General features: G+C 73.1%; 14 protein-coding genes. 4 read left to right on the top strand and 10 right to left on the bottom strand.

The features are described 5' to 3' along the window. Nucleotides 1-31: 31 nt before the first annotated feature. Both EUA06_RS12450 and EUA06_RS12445 read right to left on the bottom strand, forming a co-directional pair. Nucleotides 32-2,368, bottom strand: coding sequence for a sodium-translocating pyrophosphatase (locus EUA06_RS12450; RefSeq protein ID WP_129476058.1), 2,337 nt, complete (start codon nucleotides 2,366-2,368; stop codon nucleotides 32-34). Nucleotides 2,369-2,536: 168 nt separating this feature from the next. Continuing rightward, nucleotides 2,537-2,872 carry an anti-sigma factor antagonist gene (locus tag EUA06_RS12445; RefSeq protein WP_129427178.1) on the bottom strand — a complete coding sequence of 112 codons (336 nt, stop codon included), beginning with the start codon at nucleotides 2,870-2,872 and terminating at the stop codon, nucleotides 2,537-2,539. 176 nt (nucleotides 2,873-3,048) lie between these two features. Here EUA06_RS12445 and EUA06_RS12440 point away from each other — a divergent pair, with 176 nt between their 5' ends. Both EUA06_RS12440 and EUA06_RS12435 read left to right on the top strand, forming a co-directional pair. Then, nucleotides 3,049-5,397 carry a DEAD/DEAH box helicase gene (locus EUA06_RS12440; RefSeq protein ID WP_277985670.1) on the top strand — a complete coding sequence of 783 codons (2,349 nt, stop codon included), beginning with the start codon at nucleotides 3,049-3,051 and terminating at the stop codon, nucleotides 5,395-5,397. 9 nt (nucleotides 5,398-5,406) lie between these two features. After that, a complete protein-coding gene (locus EUA06_RS12435) occupies nucleotides 5,407-5,718 on the top strand; it encodes a CgeB family protein (protein WP_129476055.1) in 312 nt (103 codons plus the stop codon). A gap of 179 nt (nucleotides 5,719-5,897) precedes the next feature. Here EUA06_RS12435 and EUA06_RS12430 read toward each other — a convergent pair whose 3' ends face one another. From EUA06_RS12430 to ssd, 7 genes are all read right to left on the bottom strand, one after another. Then, entirely contained in the window at nucleotides 5,898-6,233 is a 336-nt protein-coding gene (locus EUA06_RS12430) for an Rv3654c family TadE-like protein (RefSeq protein ID WP_207208334.1), read from the bottom strand. Further along, nucleotides 6,230-6,592, bottom strand: coding sequence for a TadE family protein (locus tag EUA06_RS12425; protein ID WP_129476052.1), 363 nt, complete (start codon nucleotides 6,590-6,592; stop codon nucleotides 6,230-6,232). The genes EUA06_RS12430 and EUA06_RS12425 overlap by 4 nt, the downstream gene beginning before the upstream one ends. Continuing rightward, on the bottom strand, nucleotides 6,592-6,771 hold the full coding sequence (locus tag EUA06_RS12420) for a DUF4244 domain-containing protein (protein ID WP_129476050.1): 180 nt from the start codon (nucleotides 6,769-6,771) through the stop codon (nucleotides 6,592-6,594). The genes EUA06_RS12425 and EUA06_RS12420 overlap by 1 nt, the downstream gene beginning before the upstream one ends. Before the next feature lie 141 nt (nucleotides 6,772-6,912). Beyond that, entirely contained in the window at nucleotides 6,913-7,602 is a 690-nt protein-coding gene (locus tag EUA06_RS12415) for a type II secretion system F family protein (RefSeq protein WP_129476048.1), read from the bottom strand. Continuing rightward, the gene (locus EUA06_RS12410; RefSeq protein WP_129476046.1) at nucleotides 7,599-8,273 is read right to left on the bottom strand and encodes a type II secretion system F family protein; all 675 of its coding nucleotides are present in this window, start codon (nucleotides 8,271-8,273) and stop codon (nucleotides 7,599-7,601) included. The genes EUA06_RS12415 and EUA06_RS12410 overlap by 4 nt, the downstream gene beginning before the upstream one ends. Next, entirely contained in the window at nucleotides 8,267-9,427 is a 1,161-nt protein-coding gene (locus tag EUA06_RS12405; protein WP_129476044.1) for a TadA family conjugal transfer-associated ATPase, read from the bottom strand. The genes EUA06_RS12410 and EUA06_RS12405 overlap by 7 nt, the downstream gene beginning before the upstream one ends. Beyond that, complete coding sequence (ssd, locus tag EUA06_RS12400; protein ID WP_129476041.1) at nucleotides 9,424-10,434, bottom strand: septum site-determining protein Ssd; 1,011 nt, start codon at nucleotides 10,432-10,434, stop codon at nucleotides 9,424-9,426. Before ssd ends, EUA06_RS12405 begins: the two co-directional genes overlap by 4 nt. 134 nt (nucleotides 10,435-10,568) lie before the next feature. Between ssd and EUA06_RS12395 the strand changes: the two genes are divergently transcribed. Together EUA06_RS12395 and EUA06_RS12390 are read left to right on the top strand one after the other, a co-directional pair. After that, nucleotides 10,569-11,363 (top strand): HAD family hydrolase, encoded by a 795-nt coding sequence (locus EUA06_RS12395; protein ID WP_129476038.1) that lies wholly within the window; start codon nucleotides 10,569-10,571, stop codon nucleotides 11,361-11,363. Next, on the top strand, nucleotides 11,360-12,586 hold the full coding sequence (locus EUA06_RS12390) for an AGE family epimerase/isomerase (protein ID WP_129476035.1): 1,227 nt from the start codon (nucleotides 11,360-11,362) through the stop codon (nucleotides 12,584-12,586). The genes EUA06_RS12395 and EUA06_RS12390 overlap by 4 nt, the downstream gene beginning before the upstream one ends. 252 nt (nucleotides 12,587-12,838) lie before the next feature. Here EUA06_RS12390 and EUA06_RS12385 read toward each other — a convergent pair whose 3' ends face one another. After that, on the bottom strand, nucleotides 12,839-13,555 hold the full coding sequence (locus EUA06_RS12385; RefSeq protein ID WP_129476032.1) for a Fic family protein: 717 nt from the start codon (nucleotides 13,553-13,555) through the stop codon (nucleotides 12,839-12,841). Nucleotides 13,556-13,589: the final 34 nt, after the last annotated feature.

Below are 13,589 nucleotides of genomic sequence, written 5' to 3'. Positions count from 1 at the left end.
GGAGGGGCGACGGGCCACTGGGTCGAGCAGGTCAGCCGTGGTGCGGGTCGGGCACGTGCGGGGTGAACGACGAGGACCCGGTGTTGTCACCGTCGTCGGAGATCGTGACCTCGCGACGCTTGGAGATGATCACCGCGCCCGCGATGATCGCGACCGCGACGAGCGCGATCACGATGCGCAGGACGTCGTTCTGGTCCGTGCCGACGCTCAGGGAGACGACCGCGCTCGCGATGAGCAGCGAGACGAGGTTCATCACCTTGATCAGCGGGTTGATGGCCGGGCCGGCGGTGTCCTTGAACGGGTCACCGACGGTGTCGCCGATGATGGTCGCCTCGTGGGCGGCCGAGCCCTTGCCGCCGTGGTGGCCGTCCTCGACCAGCTTCTTGGCGTTGTCCCAGGCGCCACCGGCGTTGGCAAGGAACACGGCCATCAGGGTGCCCGTGCCGATCGCACCGGCCAGGAAGCCGGCGAGAGCGGTCGCGCCGAGGCCGAAGCCCACCGCGATCGGGGCGAGCACCGCGAGGATGCCGGGCGTCACGAGCTCGCGCAGCGAGTCCTTGGTGACGATGTCGACGACCTTGCCGTACTCCGGACGACCGGTGCCCTCCATGATCCCGGGGATCTCGCGGAACTGGCGGCGGACCTCCATCACGACCGCACCGGCAGCGCGGGCGACCGCGTTGATGGCGAGGCCCGAGAAGAGGAACACCACGGCCGCACCGAGCAGCACGCCGACGATGACCGCCGGGTTGAAGACGCTGAAGTCGAGCAGGTAGGCCTCGTCGGGGCCGACGTTGGCCTCGGCGAGCGACTCGAACACCGACGTGGCGTAGGAGCCGAACAATGCCGTCGCGGCGAGCACCGCGGTGGCGATCGCGATGCCCTTGGTGATCGCCTTGGTGGTGTTGCCCACCGCGTCGAGCTCGGTCAGGATCTGTGCGCCCTCGGGGCTGACGTCGCCCGACATCTCGGCGATGCCCTGGGCGTTGTCGGAGACCGGGCCGAAGGTGTCCATCGCGACGATGACGCCGACGGTGGTCAGCAGGCCGCAACCGGCCAGGGCCACCGCGAAGAGCGACACCGTGAGGGCCGCGCCGCCGAGGAGGTAGGCACCGAACACGGCGGCACCGATGACGAGGGTCGTGTAGACCGCCGACTCGAAGCCCACCGAGAGACCGGACAGGATCACCGTGGCCGGACCGGTGAGGGACGTCTTGCCGACGTCCTTGACCGGGCGGTACTCGGTGCCGGTGTAGTAGCCGGTGAGGGCCAGGATGCCTGCCGACATCACGATGCCGATGACCACGGCGGAGGCCGCGATGAACCGCGGGTCGCCGTCGGCGCCCGACAGGTCGACCGCGATGTTCGTGAACTCCGAGAAGCTGCTCGGCAGGTAGATGTACGACAGCACGACGCTCGCCACGGCGGCGATGCCCGAGGAGATGTAGAACGACTTGTTGATCGTCGTCAGGCCGTTCTCGCCGGCCTTCGGCTTGGTCAGGTAGACGCCCGCGACGGCCGTCAGGGCGCCGATGGCGGGGATGAGCAGCGGGAAGACGAGGCCCTTGTCGCCGAAGGCCTGCGAGCCAAGGATCAGCGCGGCGACCAGCGTCACGGCGTACGACTCGAAGAGGTCGGCGGCCATGCCGGCGCAGTCGCCGACGTTGTCGCCCACGTTGTCGGCGATCGTGGCGGCGTTGCGCGGGTCGTCCTCGGGGATGCCCTGCTCGACCTTGCCGACGAGGTCCGCGCCGACGTCGGCGGCCTTGGTGAAGATGCCGCCACCGACGCGCATGAACATCGCGAGCAGCGCTGCACCGAAGCCGAAGCCCTCGAGCACGTCGGGGGCCTCGTCCTGGAAGAACAGGACGACGAGGCTGGCACCGAGCAGGCCGAGGCCGACGGTCAGCATGCCGACCATGGCGCCGGTGCGCAGGCCGATCGTCATCGCCGGCTCGCGACCCGTGGTCTCCGCGGCTGCGGCGACGCGCAGGTTGGCGCGCACGGCGAGGTTCATGCCGAGGTAGCCCACCGCCGCCGAGAAGCCGGCGCCGACGATGAAGAACACCGATCGGAAGATCCGGACGGTGGTGTCGTCGGCAGGCAGCACGAGCAGCGCGAAGAACGCGATCGCCGCGAAGATGCCGAGGGTCCGGAACTGCCGAGTCAGATAGGCGTTGGCGCCCTCCTGGACTGCGAGGGCGATGGTCTTCATGTTGTCGGTGCCCTCGCCCGCGGCCATCACCTGCGACCGGAACATCGCGGCCATCCCGAGCGCGCCGAGCGCGATCAGGGCGACGACGACGACCAGGATCAGGTTCCCACCTTCGAGCTCCGGCTTCACGACTGCGGGCAAGATCCCCGTCATGCGTGTCCTCCTAGGACGTAAAAGATCCGTGAACGCGCCGGAGTCTACGCAGAGGTGACCCAGATCACGGGCCGGGGTGACCCACACCACACCGGGCCGTCGGATTGGAACGTACAAAGCCCCTCCGGGACAGCCCGGAGGGGTGATCTGGTGCGGCCGATCCGGACGCTAGGCGCCGGGGGCGAGCCCCACGGAGTCGTGGATCACGAACACCTTGGCCAGGCCGGTGATCCGAAAGATCTTGAGCAGGCGCTCCTGGGTGCAGACCAGGTCGAGCGAGCCGTCGTGGGCGCGGACCTTCTTGAGGCCGCCGACCAGGACGCCGAGGCCCGTGGAGTCGAGGAACTCGACCGCCTCGAGGTCGATCACGATGTCGTAGGTCCCGGCGCCGACGAGCTCGGTGATGCAGTCGCGCAGCTTGGGTGCGGTGTAGACGTCGATCTCCCCGCCGACCGCCACGACGGCACGACCATCCACCTCGCGTGTGGCAAGGGTGAGATCCACAACTGCTCCCCGGTTCCCGAATGCTCGGACTGAACGCGTGCAGGACACACCGTGTGTCCCCCTAGTTCCGGGTGGTATCAAACCACGAGTCCCACCGGTTTCGCAGGTGTCCCCAGCACTTCTCCTCGCAGGCCGCTCCGGCGGCACTGTCGTCGCCGTTTGCCAGACTTCGTCAGGTGTCGTCCCCCCGTCCTGACGTGCTGCCTCCGGTGGAGTCGCTCGTACGTCGCCTGACGGAGGTCCCGGGCCGTGAGGACCGGCTCCGCCACCTCGAGGTGCTGCCCGCCCGCGAGGCGGTGCACGAGGACTGGCCGGCGTGGGTGCCTGACGACGTACGAGGTGCGTTCGCCGCCCAGGGGGTCGCGCGTCCGTGGCGACACCAGGTCGTTGCCGCCGACGCCGCGCACGCCGGCGACCACGTCATCGTCGCCACCGGGACGGCGTCCGGGAAGTCGCTGGCCTACCAGGTGCCGGCCCTCTCGGCGATCCGCGCCGCTCGTGGTCCGCGCGGCGAGCGGGGCGCCTCGGTGCTCTACCTCGCGCCGACCAAGGCGCTCGCCCACGACCAGCTCTCCGGGCTGGCGTCGCTCGGCCTCGACGTACGCCTCGCTGCCCACGACGGTGACAGCTCGCGCGAGGAGCGCGACTGGACGCGTGACTACGGCGAGTACGTCCTGACCAACCCCGACATGCTCCACCGCTCCCTCCTCCCCTCCCACCACCGGTGGTCGCGGCTGCTCGGGTCCCTGCAGTACGTCGTGGTCGACGAGTGCCACCACTACCGCGGGGTCTTCGGGGCGCACGTCTCCCACGTCCTGCGGCGGCTGCGGCGGGTGTGCGCGATGTACGGCGCGCACCCGACGTTCGTCCTCGCCTCAGCCACCGTCGCCGAGCCGGAGGTGACGGCCTCGCGCCTGACCGGGCTCGACGTGGTCGCCCTGACCAGAGACGACTCGCCGCGCGGGCGGGTCTCGCTCCTGCTCTGGGAGCCGCCGTTCACCCCGCACGCCGGGGAGAACGGCGCGCCGGTGCGACGGGCCGCGTCGTCCGAGGTCGCCGACCTGCTCGCCGACCTGGTCGCCGAGGACGTGCGGACGCTCGCCTTCATCCGGTCGCGACGTGGCGCCGAGCAGGTGGCGGCGACGGCGGCCGACCTGCTCGCCGAGGTCGACCCGTCGCTGCCCGGTCGCGTCGCGGCCTACCGCGGGGGCTACCTGCCCGAGGAGCGGCGTGCCCTCGAGGCCGCGCTGCGCCGGGGCGACCTGATGGGGCTCGCCGCCACCAATGCCCTCGAGCTGGGCATCGACATCAGCGGGCTCGACGCCGTGCTCATCGCCGGCTTTCCCGGCACCCGGGCGGCCTTCTGGCAGCAGATCGGGAGGGCCGGCCGCGGAGCGCAGGACGCGCTCGGCATCCTGGTGGCCAAGGACGACCCGCTCGACACCTACCTCGTCACCCACCCGGAGATGCTGATCGGTGCGCCGGTGGAGGCGTCGGTCTTCGACCCGTCGAACCCCCACGTGATGGGGCCACACCTCTGCGCGGCCGCCCAGGAGTCGCCGCTGACCGAGGCCGACCTCCCGCACTTCGGGCCGACCACGCGCGAGGTGGTGGACCAGCTCGTCGACCTCGGCCTGCTGCGCAAGCGGCCGCGCGGCTGGTTCTGGACCGACCGCGGGCGCGCCGCCGACCTCGCCGACATCCGCTCCGCCGGCGGCTCGCCCGTCCAGCTGATCGAGGCTGACACCGGCCGGGTGGTCGGCACGGTGGACGCGAGCGGTGCGCACAACCAGGCCCACCCCGGTGCCGTGTACGTCCACCAGGGCGAGACCTGGCTGGTCGAGGACCTCGACCTCGAGCACCACGTCGCGTCGATGCGGCGCGACGAGCCGGCGTTCAGCACGACGGCCCGCGAGGTCACCGACATCAGCATCGTCAGCACCCGCGAGCGCCGCTCGTGGGCCGGCTGCGAGCTCTCCCTCGGCGAGGTCGACGTCTCCCACCAGGTCGTGTCCTTCCTCCGGCGGCGCCAGCCCGGCGGCGAGGTGCTGTCGGAGGAGCCGCTCGACCTGCCCGAGCGCACGCTCCGCACGAGCGCCGTGTGGTGGACGGTGCCCGACGACGTGGTCGCCGAGGCCGGCCTGGCCGCGCTGGACGTCCCGGGTGCGGCGCACGCCGCGGAGCACTGCTCGATCGGTCTCCTCCCTCTCTTCGCCACCTGCGACCGCTGGGACATCGGCGGCGTCTCGACCGCCCGCCACGCCGACACCGGCGTGCTCACCGTCTTCGTGTACGACGGCCACCCCGGCGGCGCCGGTTTCTCGGAACGCGGCTTCCACACGGCGGTGGCCTGGCTGTCCGCGACCCGCGAGGCGATCGCGAGCTGCGAATGCGCGAGCGGCTGCCCGTCGTGCATCCAGTCGCCCAAGTGCGGCAACCAGAACAACCCGCTCGACAAGGTCGGCGCAATCCAACTTCTGGATGCCCTCCTCGCGGGTGCGCCGGTGGAGGCTGCGGGGGGCTAGATTCTGCCCATGGTGTTCCTCGGCATGGCCCTCATCATCCTCGGCGGCATCGCGATCCTGTCCGCTGTCTTCGTCAGCGAGCCCGGCTCGGGCGGCGAGCTCCTCGGCTTCGACGTCACCACCCTGGAGTCGTTCTTCGTCGGGGTCGCCGCGGGCGCCGCGATCCTCTGGGGCTTCTCGATCCTCAAGTGGGGCACCAAGCGCAGCCTCGCCCACCGCAAGGAGCGCAAGGAGCTCACCGAGCTGAACCAGAAGCTCGAGCGGGTCGAGGCCGAGCGTCGTGCGGACGGCGACACCGTCACCGACCGCGACCGCACCTGACGATCCGAAGGTCACGGTGCTCCCGGGGACGGGAGTCGCTGATCGTGGAAGGTCCGAGCCACCTGGCGGCTCGGAAGTTCCACCTTCTCCGTCGCCCGCCGGTCCGCCCTCGTCCGCCTGAGCGGTGAGTGAGGGGGATTCCGCGGCCCTCGAATCCTCCTCACGCACCGCTCGACGGCTCACGCCGGACCTGCCCGGGCCTCGGCCGTCACCCGCACGTCGCGCCACGGCACGCGGGGACCGGCGACCGACACCTCGACGGTGACCTCGTCGCCGTCGAGGCGACAGGCCTCCAGCGCCGCCGCGTTGGCGGCAGCCACCTCTCCGGCGCGAGCACACGCGTCGTCCCGTGTTGACGCACCGGCCAGCGCTGCCAGGTCGGCCGCCGCCTGAGCCCGTCGCTGCGCGGTGACGAGTCCCCCGGCCGCCGCGAGCCCGGTCATCATGAACATCAGCAGGCCGGCCATCGCGACCACCAGCACGGTGGCGCCGCCCCGGTCGGTGCGCGCTCTCACGACTCCTCCACCAGCGCCACCGCCTCGGCCGAGACCGTGACACCCGGGAGCGAGCCCAGCAGGCCGCCCGGTCCGGTGATCCGGGCGCGGGTGGTGACGGTGACCTGGGTGTCGCCGACCTCGAACCGGACCCGGGCCCCGTCCGGCGCGATCCGCAGGGCGACGGCCTCGGCCGAGGCCACGTCGTCCCCGCGGGCCACGGCGCGGGCCGCCTCCCGCGAGGCGTCGATGACCCGCACCTGCGCGGCGCCCACCGCGAGCATCCAGACCAGCCCGGCCGTCAGGGCGACGAGCAGCGGGATGCCGAGGGCGAGCTCGGCGGTCGCCGCCCCGTCCTCCTCCCGCCGGGACCCGAGCATCAGCCGATGCCGAGCAGGCCCATGACGTGGTCGAACAGCCGCCCCAGCAGCTGGTCGCCGAAGCTGCCGGTCAGCAGCTTGTAGAGCAGCCCGGCGAACCCGGCCCCAGCCGCCGTGCCGACGGCGTACTCCGCGGTGGTGATCCCGTCCTCGGTCCGCTCCTGACCATCGATCCTCATCGGCACTCCTCTCGTCGCGGGCCTCCCGATGAGCCCCGTCGTGCGACCAGCCTCGGGTGGTCGAGCCCGGCCTGCACCCGAGCGGCTGCTCGCCTGTGGACGAGGCCAGGTCCGGCCCACCTGTGGACACCTGGTGGCCCGTCACGGCGCCACCGACCCGAACAGGGACGCCACCGTCGGCACCACACCGAGCAACAGGAAGGCGGGCAGGAGGCAGACACCCAGGGGAACGGCGGCGCTCACGCCGACGCGGCGAGCGGCGTCCTCGGCGCGCGCGAGCGACTCGCGGGCGAGCTCGTCGGCAAGTCTCTCGACGGTCTGCACGACCGATGAGCCCGACGTCAGCGAGCGGACCATCGCGCGCGAGAGCGGCGCGAGCTCGTCGTCGTCGGCGATCACCCGCCATGCCTCGGGCCCGGCTGCTCCCCACCGGGACCGATCGACGACCGGGGCAAGTCGGTCCGCCGCCGGGCCGGGCAGGGCGGCGCACACCTGGGCGAGCCCGGCCACTGGTTCGGCACCGGCGCGCAGGGTCGAGGCGAACAGGTCGATGAGGTGCGGGAGGGTCCGCTCCACCTCCTCGCGCTCCCGGCGTCGGGCCGGCGTCTCGGCATGGGCCAGGACCCACCATGCAGACGCCGCCGCGAGGAGCCCGACGACCGGACCTGCTGGTCCACCGACGAACAGCCAGGCGAACGCACCGGCGCCGAGCGCGGCGATCGGTCGCACGTCGAGACCTGAGGTGGCCCGCTCGCGCGCCCCCGGTCGCACGTCGGCCGGCCACCAGCACAGGGCCGCCAGCGCCGCGCCGATCGCACTCACCCACGTCATGGAGCGCTCGCCCGGTCGGCCAGCCGCTCGATCCACCACAGCCCCAGCGCGACCAGCGCCAGTCCGCAGATTAGGCAGGCCCAGCCGACCGGCGTGCCGAGCAGGAAGGACCACGGGTCCGACCCGGCTCCCGAGCCCATCAGGAGGACCGCCAGCGGCAGGCACGCGACGAGGCGCGCAGTCGCCCGGGCCGAGGCCAGCTCGGAGTCGACGAGCCGGCGGGTACGCCGACGAGCACGCAGGCCGTCAGCAGTGCGCCCGAGCGCGGCCGCGAGACCGTGACCCGAGCGCTCCGACACCTGCCACGCGCCCGCCACCCAGCGCAGGTCGGCGGCGCCGTCGTGCTCCTCGCCGAGCCGCCTCAGTGCGTCGGGGACGTCGGCGCCGAGGCGCGCGGCCTCCACGGCCGCGACCAGCGGCGGCCAGCGCTCGGAGGCTGCCGCGAGCGCCACGCCGGGCGGTCGGCCGGCCGCGAGCTCGGCAGCAAGGAGGTCGCACACCTCGAGCACCGCGGCCTGGTCCGCCGCCCCGCGGCGCCGACCCGCTCCCGGCACCCGTCCCCACGACGGAGCGGAGCGGGCCGACGCGACTCGGGGTATCGCCTGGGGCGGCTGCCACCAGACGGCCACGGCAGCGGCCAGCAGGACTGCTGCGAGCCAGCCGGTCACCACGCCACCGAGCCGAGCCGAGCGGCGAGCGCCCCTGCGGCCGGACCGCGGACCACCCGATCGGGCTCGAACGTCGCCGCGGTCCGCAGCGACACGAGACCCGACGGCTCGCGCTCGGGCACCGCCAGCTCGAGCACGCGGCGCCTGCCGTCGCGCCCGCGACCGAGGTGCACGACGACGTCGAGTGCGGACGCGAGCTGGCTGTGCGCGGCCTCCCGCGGCAGCCCGGCGGCCAACGACAGGGCCTCGATCCGGGCCGGCACGTCGGCGGCCGAGTTGGCGTGGAGCGTCCCGCACCCGCCGCCGTGCCCAGTGTTGAGCGCGGCCAGCAGGTCGACGACCTCGGCACCGCGGACCTCCCCGACGACCAACCGGTCCGGTCGCATCCGGAGGGCTTGGCGCACCAGGGTCTGCAGGGTGATCTCCCCGGCTCCCTCGATGTTGGGCGGGCGCCCCTCGAGGGCCACGACGTGCGGATGGTCGGGTCGCAGCTCGCTGGCGTCCTCCACGAGGACGATCCGCTCGCCCGGGTCCACCAGCGAGAGCAGCGCCGAGAGGACGGAGGTCTTGCCCGTCCCGGTCCCTCCCGTGACGAGGAAGGCACACCGCGAGCCGACGACCTCCTCCAGCAGGAAGGCACCGTCCGGCGGCAGCGCACCCGCCTCCACCAGCTCGGGCAGCGTCCACACCCGGCCGCGCGGGATGCGCAGCGACAGCACGGTCCCGGACCGCGCCACGGGAGCCAGCACCGCGTGGAAGCGCGTGCCGTCGGGCAGTCGTACGTCGGCGTGCGGGGTCGCGTCGTCCAGCCGGCGGCCCGCCGTGGCGGCGAGCCGCTGCGCGAGTCGTCGCACGGAGGCGTCGTCGGGAAAGGACACGGCTGCCCGCTCGAGCCCGCCGCCACGGTCGAGCCACACGTCGTCCGGGCCGTTGACCAGGACGTCGGTCACGTCGGGGAGCCGCAGCAGCTCCTCGAGCGGGCCGGCGCCCAGCACGTCGCGGCGCAGCAGGTCGTGGACGGCGAGCACCGTCGCGTCTCCCACCGGAGAACCGGACGCGCGCAACGCCTCGGCCACCCGGTGCGGAGTGAGGTCACCGGACGTGCCGGCCAACCGACGGCGTACGTCGTCGACCACCTCCGCCGAGACAGTCGTCATGCGGCGGCCAGGAGGTCCCGGACGGTCCGGGCCAGTGGCCCGCGGCCGGTCAGCGGACCGAGCCCGCGGTCGACCGAGGCTGCCAGGCCACGCTGCTCCCCCAACGTCGCGACCACCGGCAGACCGGTGACCCGGGCGGCATCGGCGTCGCTGAGTCCACCCGGTCGCACCACCAGCCCGGCCCGTCCCGCGCGACCGAGGTCGGCGACCAGACGTGCCGTGGCCGCCAGCCCGGGCACGGTCGCCGGCGTGACCACCAGCAGGTCGTCGCACCGGTCGACCAGCTCGACCGATGCAGCTCCGCCCTGGCGGGCGAGGTCGATCACCACGAGGTCGTGCCCCCGCACCGCCGCGTCGAGCATGCGCCTGGCCGTCGGCACGTCGAGCCGCCGCCGGAGCCCGGTCCACGTGAGGACCCCGAGCGCGCCGTCCCGTGGCACGCCCTCCCGCAAGGCCCGTGCGCCGAGCCGCCCCGAGGTCTCTGCCAGCCCCTCCCACCGCACGCCGCCGCGGCCCTCGAGGCCGAGCAGCCGGTCGACTCCCGGCCCGAGCGGGTCCGCGTCGACGAGGAGCGTGGGACCACGGGAGGCGTGCCACTGGGCGAGCGCGCACGCCAGTGTCGTCGCGCCCGATCCGCCCGAGCCGCCGACCACCCCGACGACGCGACCCGGCGAGGCCCGTTCGCCGACGTCGGCCAGCGCATCCGCCAGCCAGGACGTCGCTTCGGGGAGGGAGACCACCGACGCTGCCCCCAGCGCGACGGCGTGGCGGAAGGCTGCGTCGCCGGGTGACGGTCCGACCACGTGGACGCCGGCCCGGCGTGGCGGTGCGAGCGCCACCGCCTCCTCCGCCAGGTCCGCACCGACGAGGACCAGGTCGGCGTCGCCCCAGGAACCGAGGGACAGGGACGGATCGGCGCACACGTCGGTCGCGACACCGGCCGCGGCGCAGAGCGCGACGACCGTCTCGTGGGTGGCGGCGGATCTGGTGAGGAGGAGGACGGACATGGCGACAAGGCTCGACGCGAGCACCGACGACGGACAGCACCGGCGGCGGCAGCCTGTGGAGAACCCCGTCACCACCGGCCCTGTGGACGACTGATGGCCCACGCGCGCACGCAGCAGGCCCCTACGATGACCGCATGTCCCGCCCCACCGCGGCCTTCTTCGACCTCGACAAGACGATCATCGCCAAGTCGAGCACGCTGGCCTTCAGCCGCGAGTTCCAGGCGGGCGGACTCATCTCCCGGCGCGCGATGCTGCGCTCGGCGTACGCCCAGTTCGTCTTCTTCACCGGCGGCGCCGACCACGACCAGATGGACAAGATGCGCGAGTTCATGTCGCAGCTCTGCGCCGGCTGGGACGTCGCGACGGTGCGCGAGATCGTCCACGACACCCTCAACAACATCGTGGAGCCGCTCGTCTACGCCGAGGCCGTCACCCTGATGGAGGAGCACCGCGAGGCCGGGCGCGACATCGTCATCGTCTCCGCGAGCGGCGCGGAGGTCGTCGAGCCGATCGGCCAGATGCTCGGCGCCGACCGCGTGGTCGCGACCCGGATGGAGATCGTCGACGGGAAGTACACCGGCGAGATCGACTACTACGCCTACGCCGAGGAGAAGGCGCGCGCGATCGAGCACCTCGCCGAGACCGTCGGCTACGACCTCGCCGGGTCCTACGCCTACAGCGACTCGGTCACCGACGTGCACATGCTGCAGGTCGTCGGGCACCCGTCCGCAGTGAATCCCGACCGCGAGCTGCGCCGCATCGCGACCGCCAACGAGTGGCCGGTCCTGAGCTTCGTACGCCCCGTGGCCCTGCGTCGGGGCGTCCCGCTGCCGCCCGCGAAGCAGACCCTCGCGGCGCTTGCGGTGGGCGGCGCGGTGGCCGCTGGTGGGGTCATCTGGGCCAACCACCGCAAGAAGATCTCCGAGTGACCGGCTGGCTCGGCAGCCCGGCGCACGCACGCTGGCTGGAGACCGAGGGCGACGGTCTGCTCGACTTCGGTCGTGCGTCCGTCCACCCCGACGGCGGGTTCGCCTGGCTGTCCGAGGAGGGCACGCCCGAGCTCGACCGGCCGGTGCCGCTCTGGGTCAGCTGCCGGATGACCCACGTCTACTCCCTGGGCCACCTGATGGGCCGCCCCGACTGCGGACGGCTGGCCGACCACGGCGTGACCGCGCTGCGCGGTCGGTTCCGCGACGCGGAGCACGGCGGCTGGTACGCCGCGGTGGGTGCCGATGGTCCGGTGTCGAGGGACAAGACGGCCTACGAGCACGCCTTCGTGGTCCTCGCCGCGGCGAGCGCCACCGCGGCCGACCGTGTCGGCGGCCGCGAGCTGCTGGACGAGGCGCTCGGCATCCTGCTCGAGCACTTCTGGGACGACGAGCACGGCATGGTGCGCGAGCAGTGGGACGAGGCCTGGACGACCCTCGACGGCTACCGCGGCGTCAACGCCAACATGCACACGGTCGAGGCCCTGCTGTCGGCGGCCGACGTGCTCGACGACGCGTCCCTGCGCGAGCGCGCGCAGCGGATCCTCACCCGGGTCGTGCACGACCTCGCGCGTGGCAACGACTGGCGGATCCCCGAGCACTTCGACGACACCTGGACACCGGTCCTCGACTACAACATCGACGAGCCGGCGCACCCGTTCCGCCCCTACGGAGCCACCATCGGCCACTGGCTGGAGTGGGCCCGGCTGGCCCTCCACCTGCGCGCCGCGCTCGGCGTCGACGCCCCCTCGTGGCTCCTCGACGACGCCCGCGGCCTCTTCGACGCCTCGGTGCGCGAGGGCTGGGCCGTCGACGGTGCCGACGGCTTCGTCTACACCGTCGACTGGTCGGGCGCCCCTGTCGTGCGCGAGCGGATGCACTGGGTGGCGGCCGAGGCGACCGCGACCGCGGCGGCGATGCACGCGGCGACCGGCGAGCCTGAGTACGACGCGTGGTACCGCACGTGGTGGCAGCACGTCGCCGACCACTTCCGCGACACCGCGCACGGCTCGTGGCACCACGAGCTGGCGACCGACCTGTCGCCCAGCAGTGTCACGTGGGCCGGCAAGCCGGACACCTACCACGCCTTCCAGGCCACCCTGATCCCGCGCCTCCCCCTCACCCCGACGCTCGCCGCGGCCCTGCGCGACGGGCTGCTGGCCTAGCCGACGCGCGCACCCACCGCGCACCGGCAAAGTCAACCCTTGAAGGTGCCTGCGGGCAGGACTAGAACTGACTCAAGAACTCCACAGCAGCACGTGAACCGGGTACCCACGCGGCGATCCACCCATCCGATGGGGTGCTAGCCATTCGGGATGTCCCTGAGGGCGGCGACTTAGAGAATGCACGCTTGGTAGCCACGGCATCACGTGTCAGCGGCGGCACCCGGTCTTCGTGAACGGGTGCCGCTCGCATGCTCAGGACCGCAGCGGCGAGGCCTCGGCCCCCGCGGCGAACGCCTCGGCGCCGTACAACGCCCAGGCGTGGACCCCGCTCGGGCCGCCGTCGCGGTAGGCACGCAGGTTGGACTCGTACGCCGCCCGGTGGGCGAGGTGGCCGGCCTCGGGCACGACCAGCGACTTGGCGTCGACGCCGCGCGCGACGAGCACCAGCCGCTCCAGCGCACGGGCGACGATGCCGTTGTGCGAGGCGAACGGGGCGGCCGTCGCCACGTCGGCATGCGCGACCGCGGCGACCAGGAGGGCCGGCGCCTCTGTGTCGGACAGGAGCAGCTCGGAGACACCGCGCAGCCGGTCGGCGGAGGCAGCGTCACGGGGCCGGCCCAGCTCGTCGGGCGCCAGCGCGGACGACCCGACGACCGCGTGGAGCCGCGCGATCGCCTGCAGCGGTGCGGTCTTCAGGAGCGGGGCCAGCGCGAGCATGGACGCCGAGAGGCGCACCGCGTCGGCCGCGACGGAGTCGACCTCCCCCGTGCGCACCTGCTCCAGCGACGACGAGGACCCCTCCAGCACGGCGCTCGCATGGGCGCCGCGCAGCAGCGAGTCGGCGGTCATCTCGGGCGACGTACGACGCAGCCCGCGGTCGCGCAGCATCACGTCGATGCCGTCGCGCGTGCCGGCGTAGGCCGAGCGGACGCCCTCGAGCTCGGTCAGCCAGGCGAGGGGGTCGGTCATGGGAGGACGGTATCGGCGGCAACCTTTGCAGCCG

Source organism: Nocardioides glacieisoli, from assembly GCF_004137245.1.
Taxonomy (GTDB): Bacteria; Actinomycetota; Actinomycetes; order Propionibacteriales; family Nocardioidaceae; genus Nocardioides; species Nocardioides glacieisoli.
The sequence above is the reverse complement of the archived record's forward strand: the minus strand, read 5'-3'. Positions and strand labels throughout refer to the sequence as shown.

What these genes read in the sequence shown, in the direction of transcription:
- EUA06_RS12415 (WP_129476048.1), bottom strand. Translation starts at nt 7,602, where the DNA reads ATGACGTGGGTGAGTGCGATCGGCGCGGCGCTGGCGGCCCTGTGCTGG.
- EUA06_RS12405 (WP_129476044.1), bottom strand. Translation starts at nt 9,427, where the DNA reads ATGACGACTGTCTCGGCGGAGGTGGTCGACGACGTACGCCGTCGGTTG.
- EUA06_RS12435 (WP_129476055.1), top strand. Translation starts at nt 5,407, where the DNA reads ATGGTGTTCCTCGGCATGGCCCTCATCATCCTCGGCGGCATCGCGATC.
- EUA06_RS12425 (WP_129476052.1), bottom strand. Translation starts at nt 6,592, where the DNA reads ATGCTCGGGTCCCGGCGGGAGGAGGACGGGGCGGCGACCGCCGAGCTC.
- EUA06_RS12420 (WP_129476050.1), bottom strand. Translation starts at nt 6,771, where the DNA reads ATGAGGATCGATGGTCAGGAGCGGACCGAGGACGGGATCACCACCGCG.
- EUA06_RS12395 (WP_129476038.1), top strand. Translation starts at nt 10,569, where the DNA reads ATGTCCCGCCCCACCGCGGCCTTCTTCGACCTCGACAAGACGATCATC.
- ssd (WP_129476041.1), bottom strand. Translation starts at nt 10,434, where the DNA reads ATGTCCGTCCTCCTCCTCACCAGATCCGCCGCCACCCACGAGACGGTC.
- EUA06_RS12385 (WP_129476032.1), bottom strand. Translation starts at nt 13,555, where the DNA reads ATGACCGACCCCCTCGCCTGGCTGACCGAGCTCGAGGGCGTCCGCTCG.
- EUA06_RS12450 (WP_129476058.1), bottom strand. Translation starts at nt 2,368, where the DNA reads ATGACGGGGATCTTGCCCGCAGTCGTGAAGCCGGAGCTCGAAGGTGGG.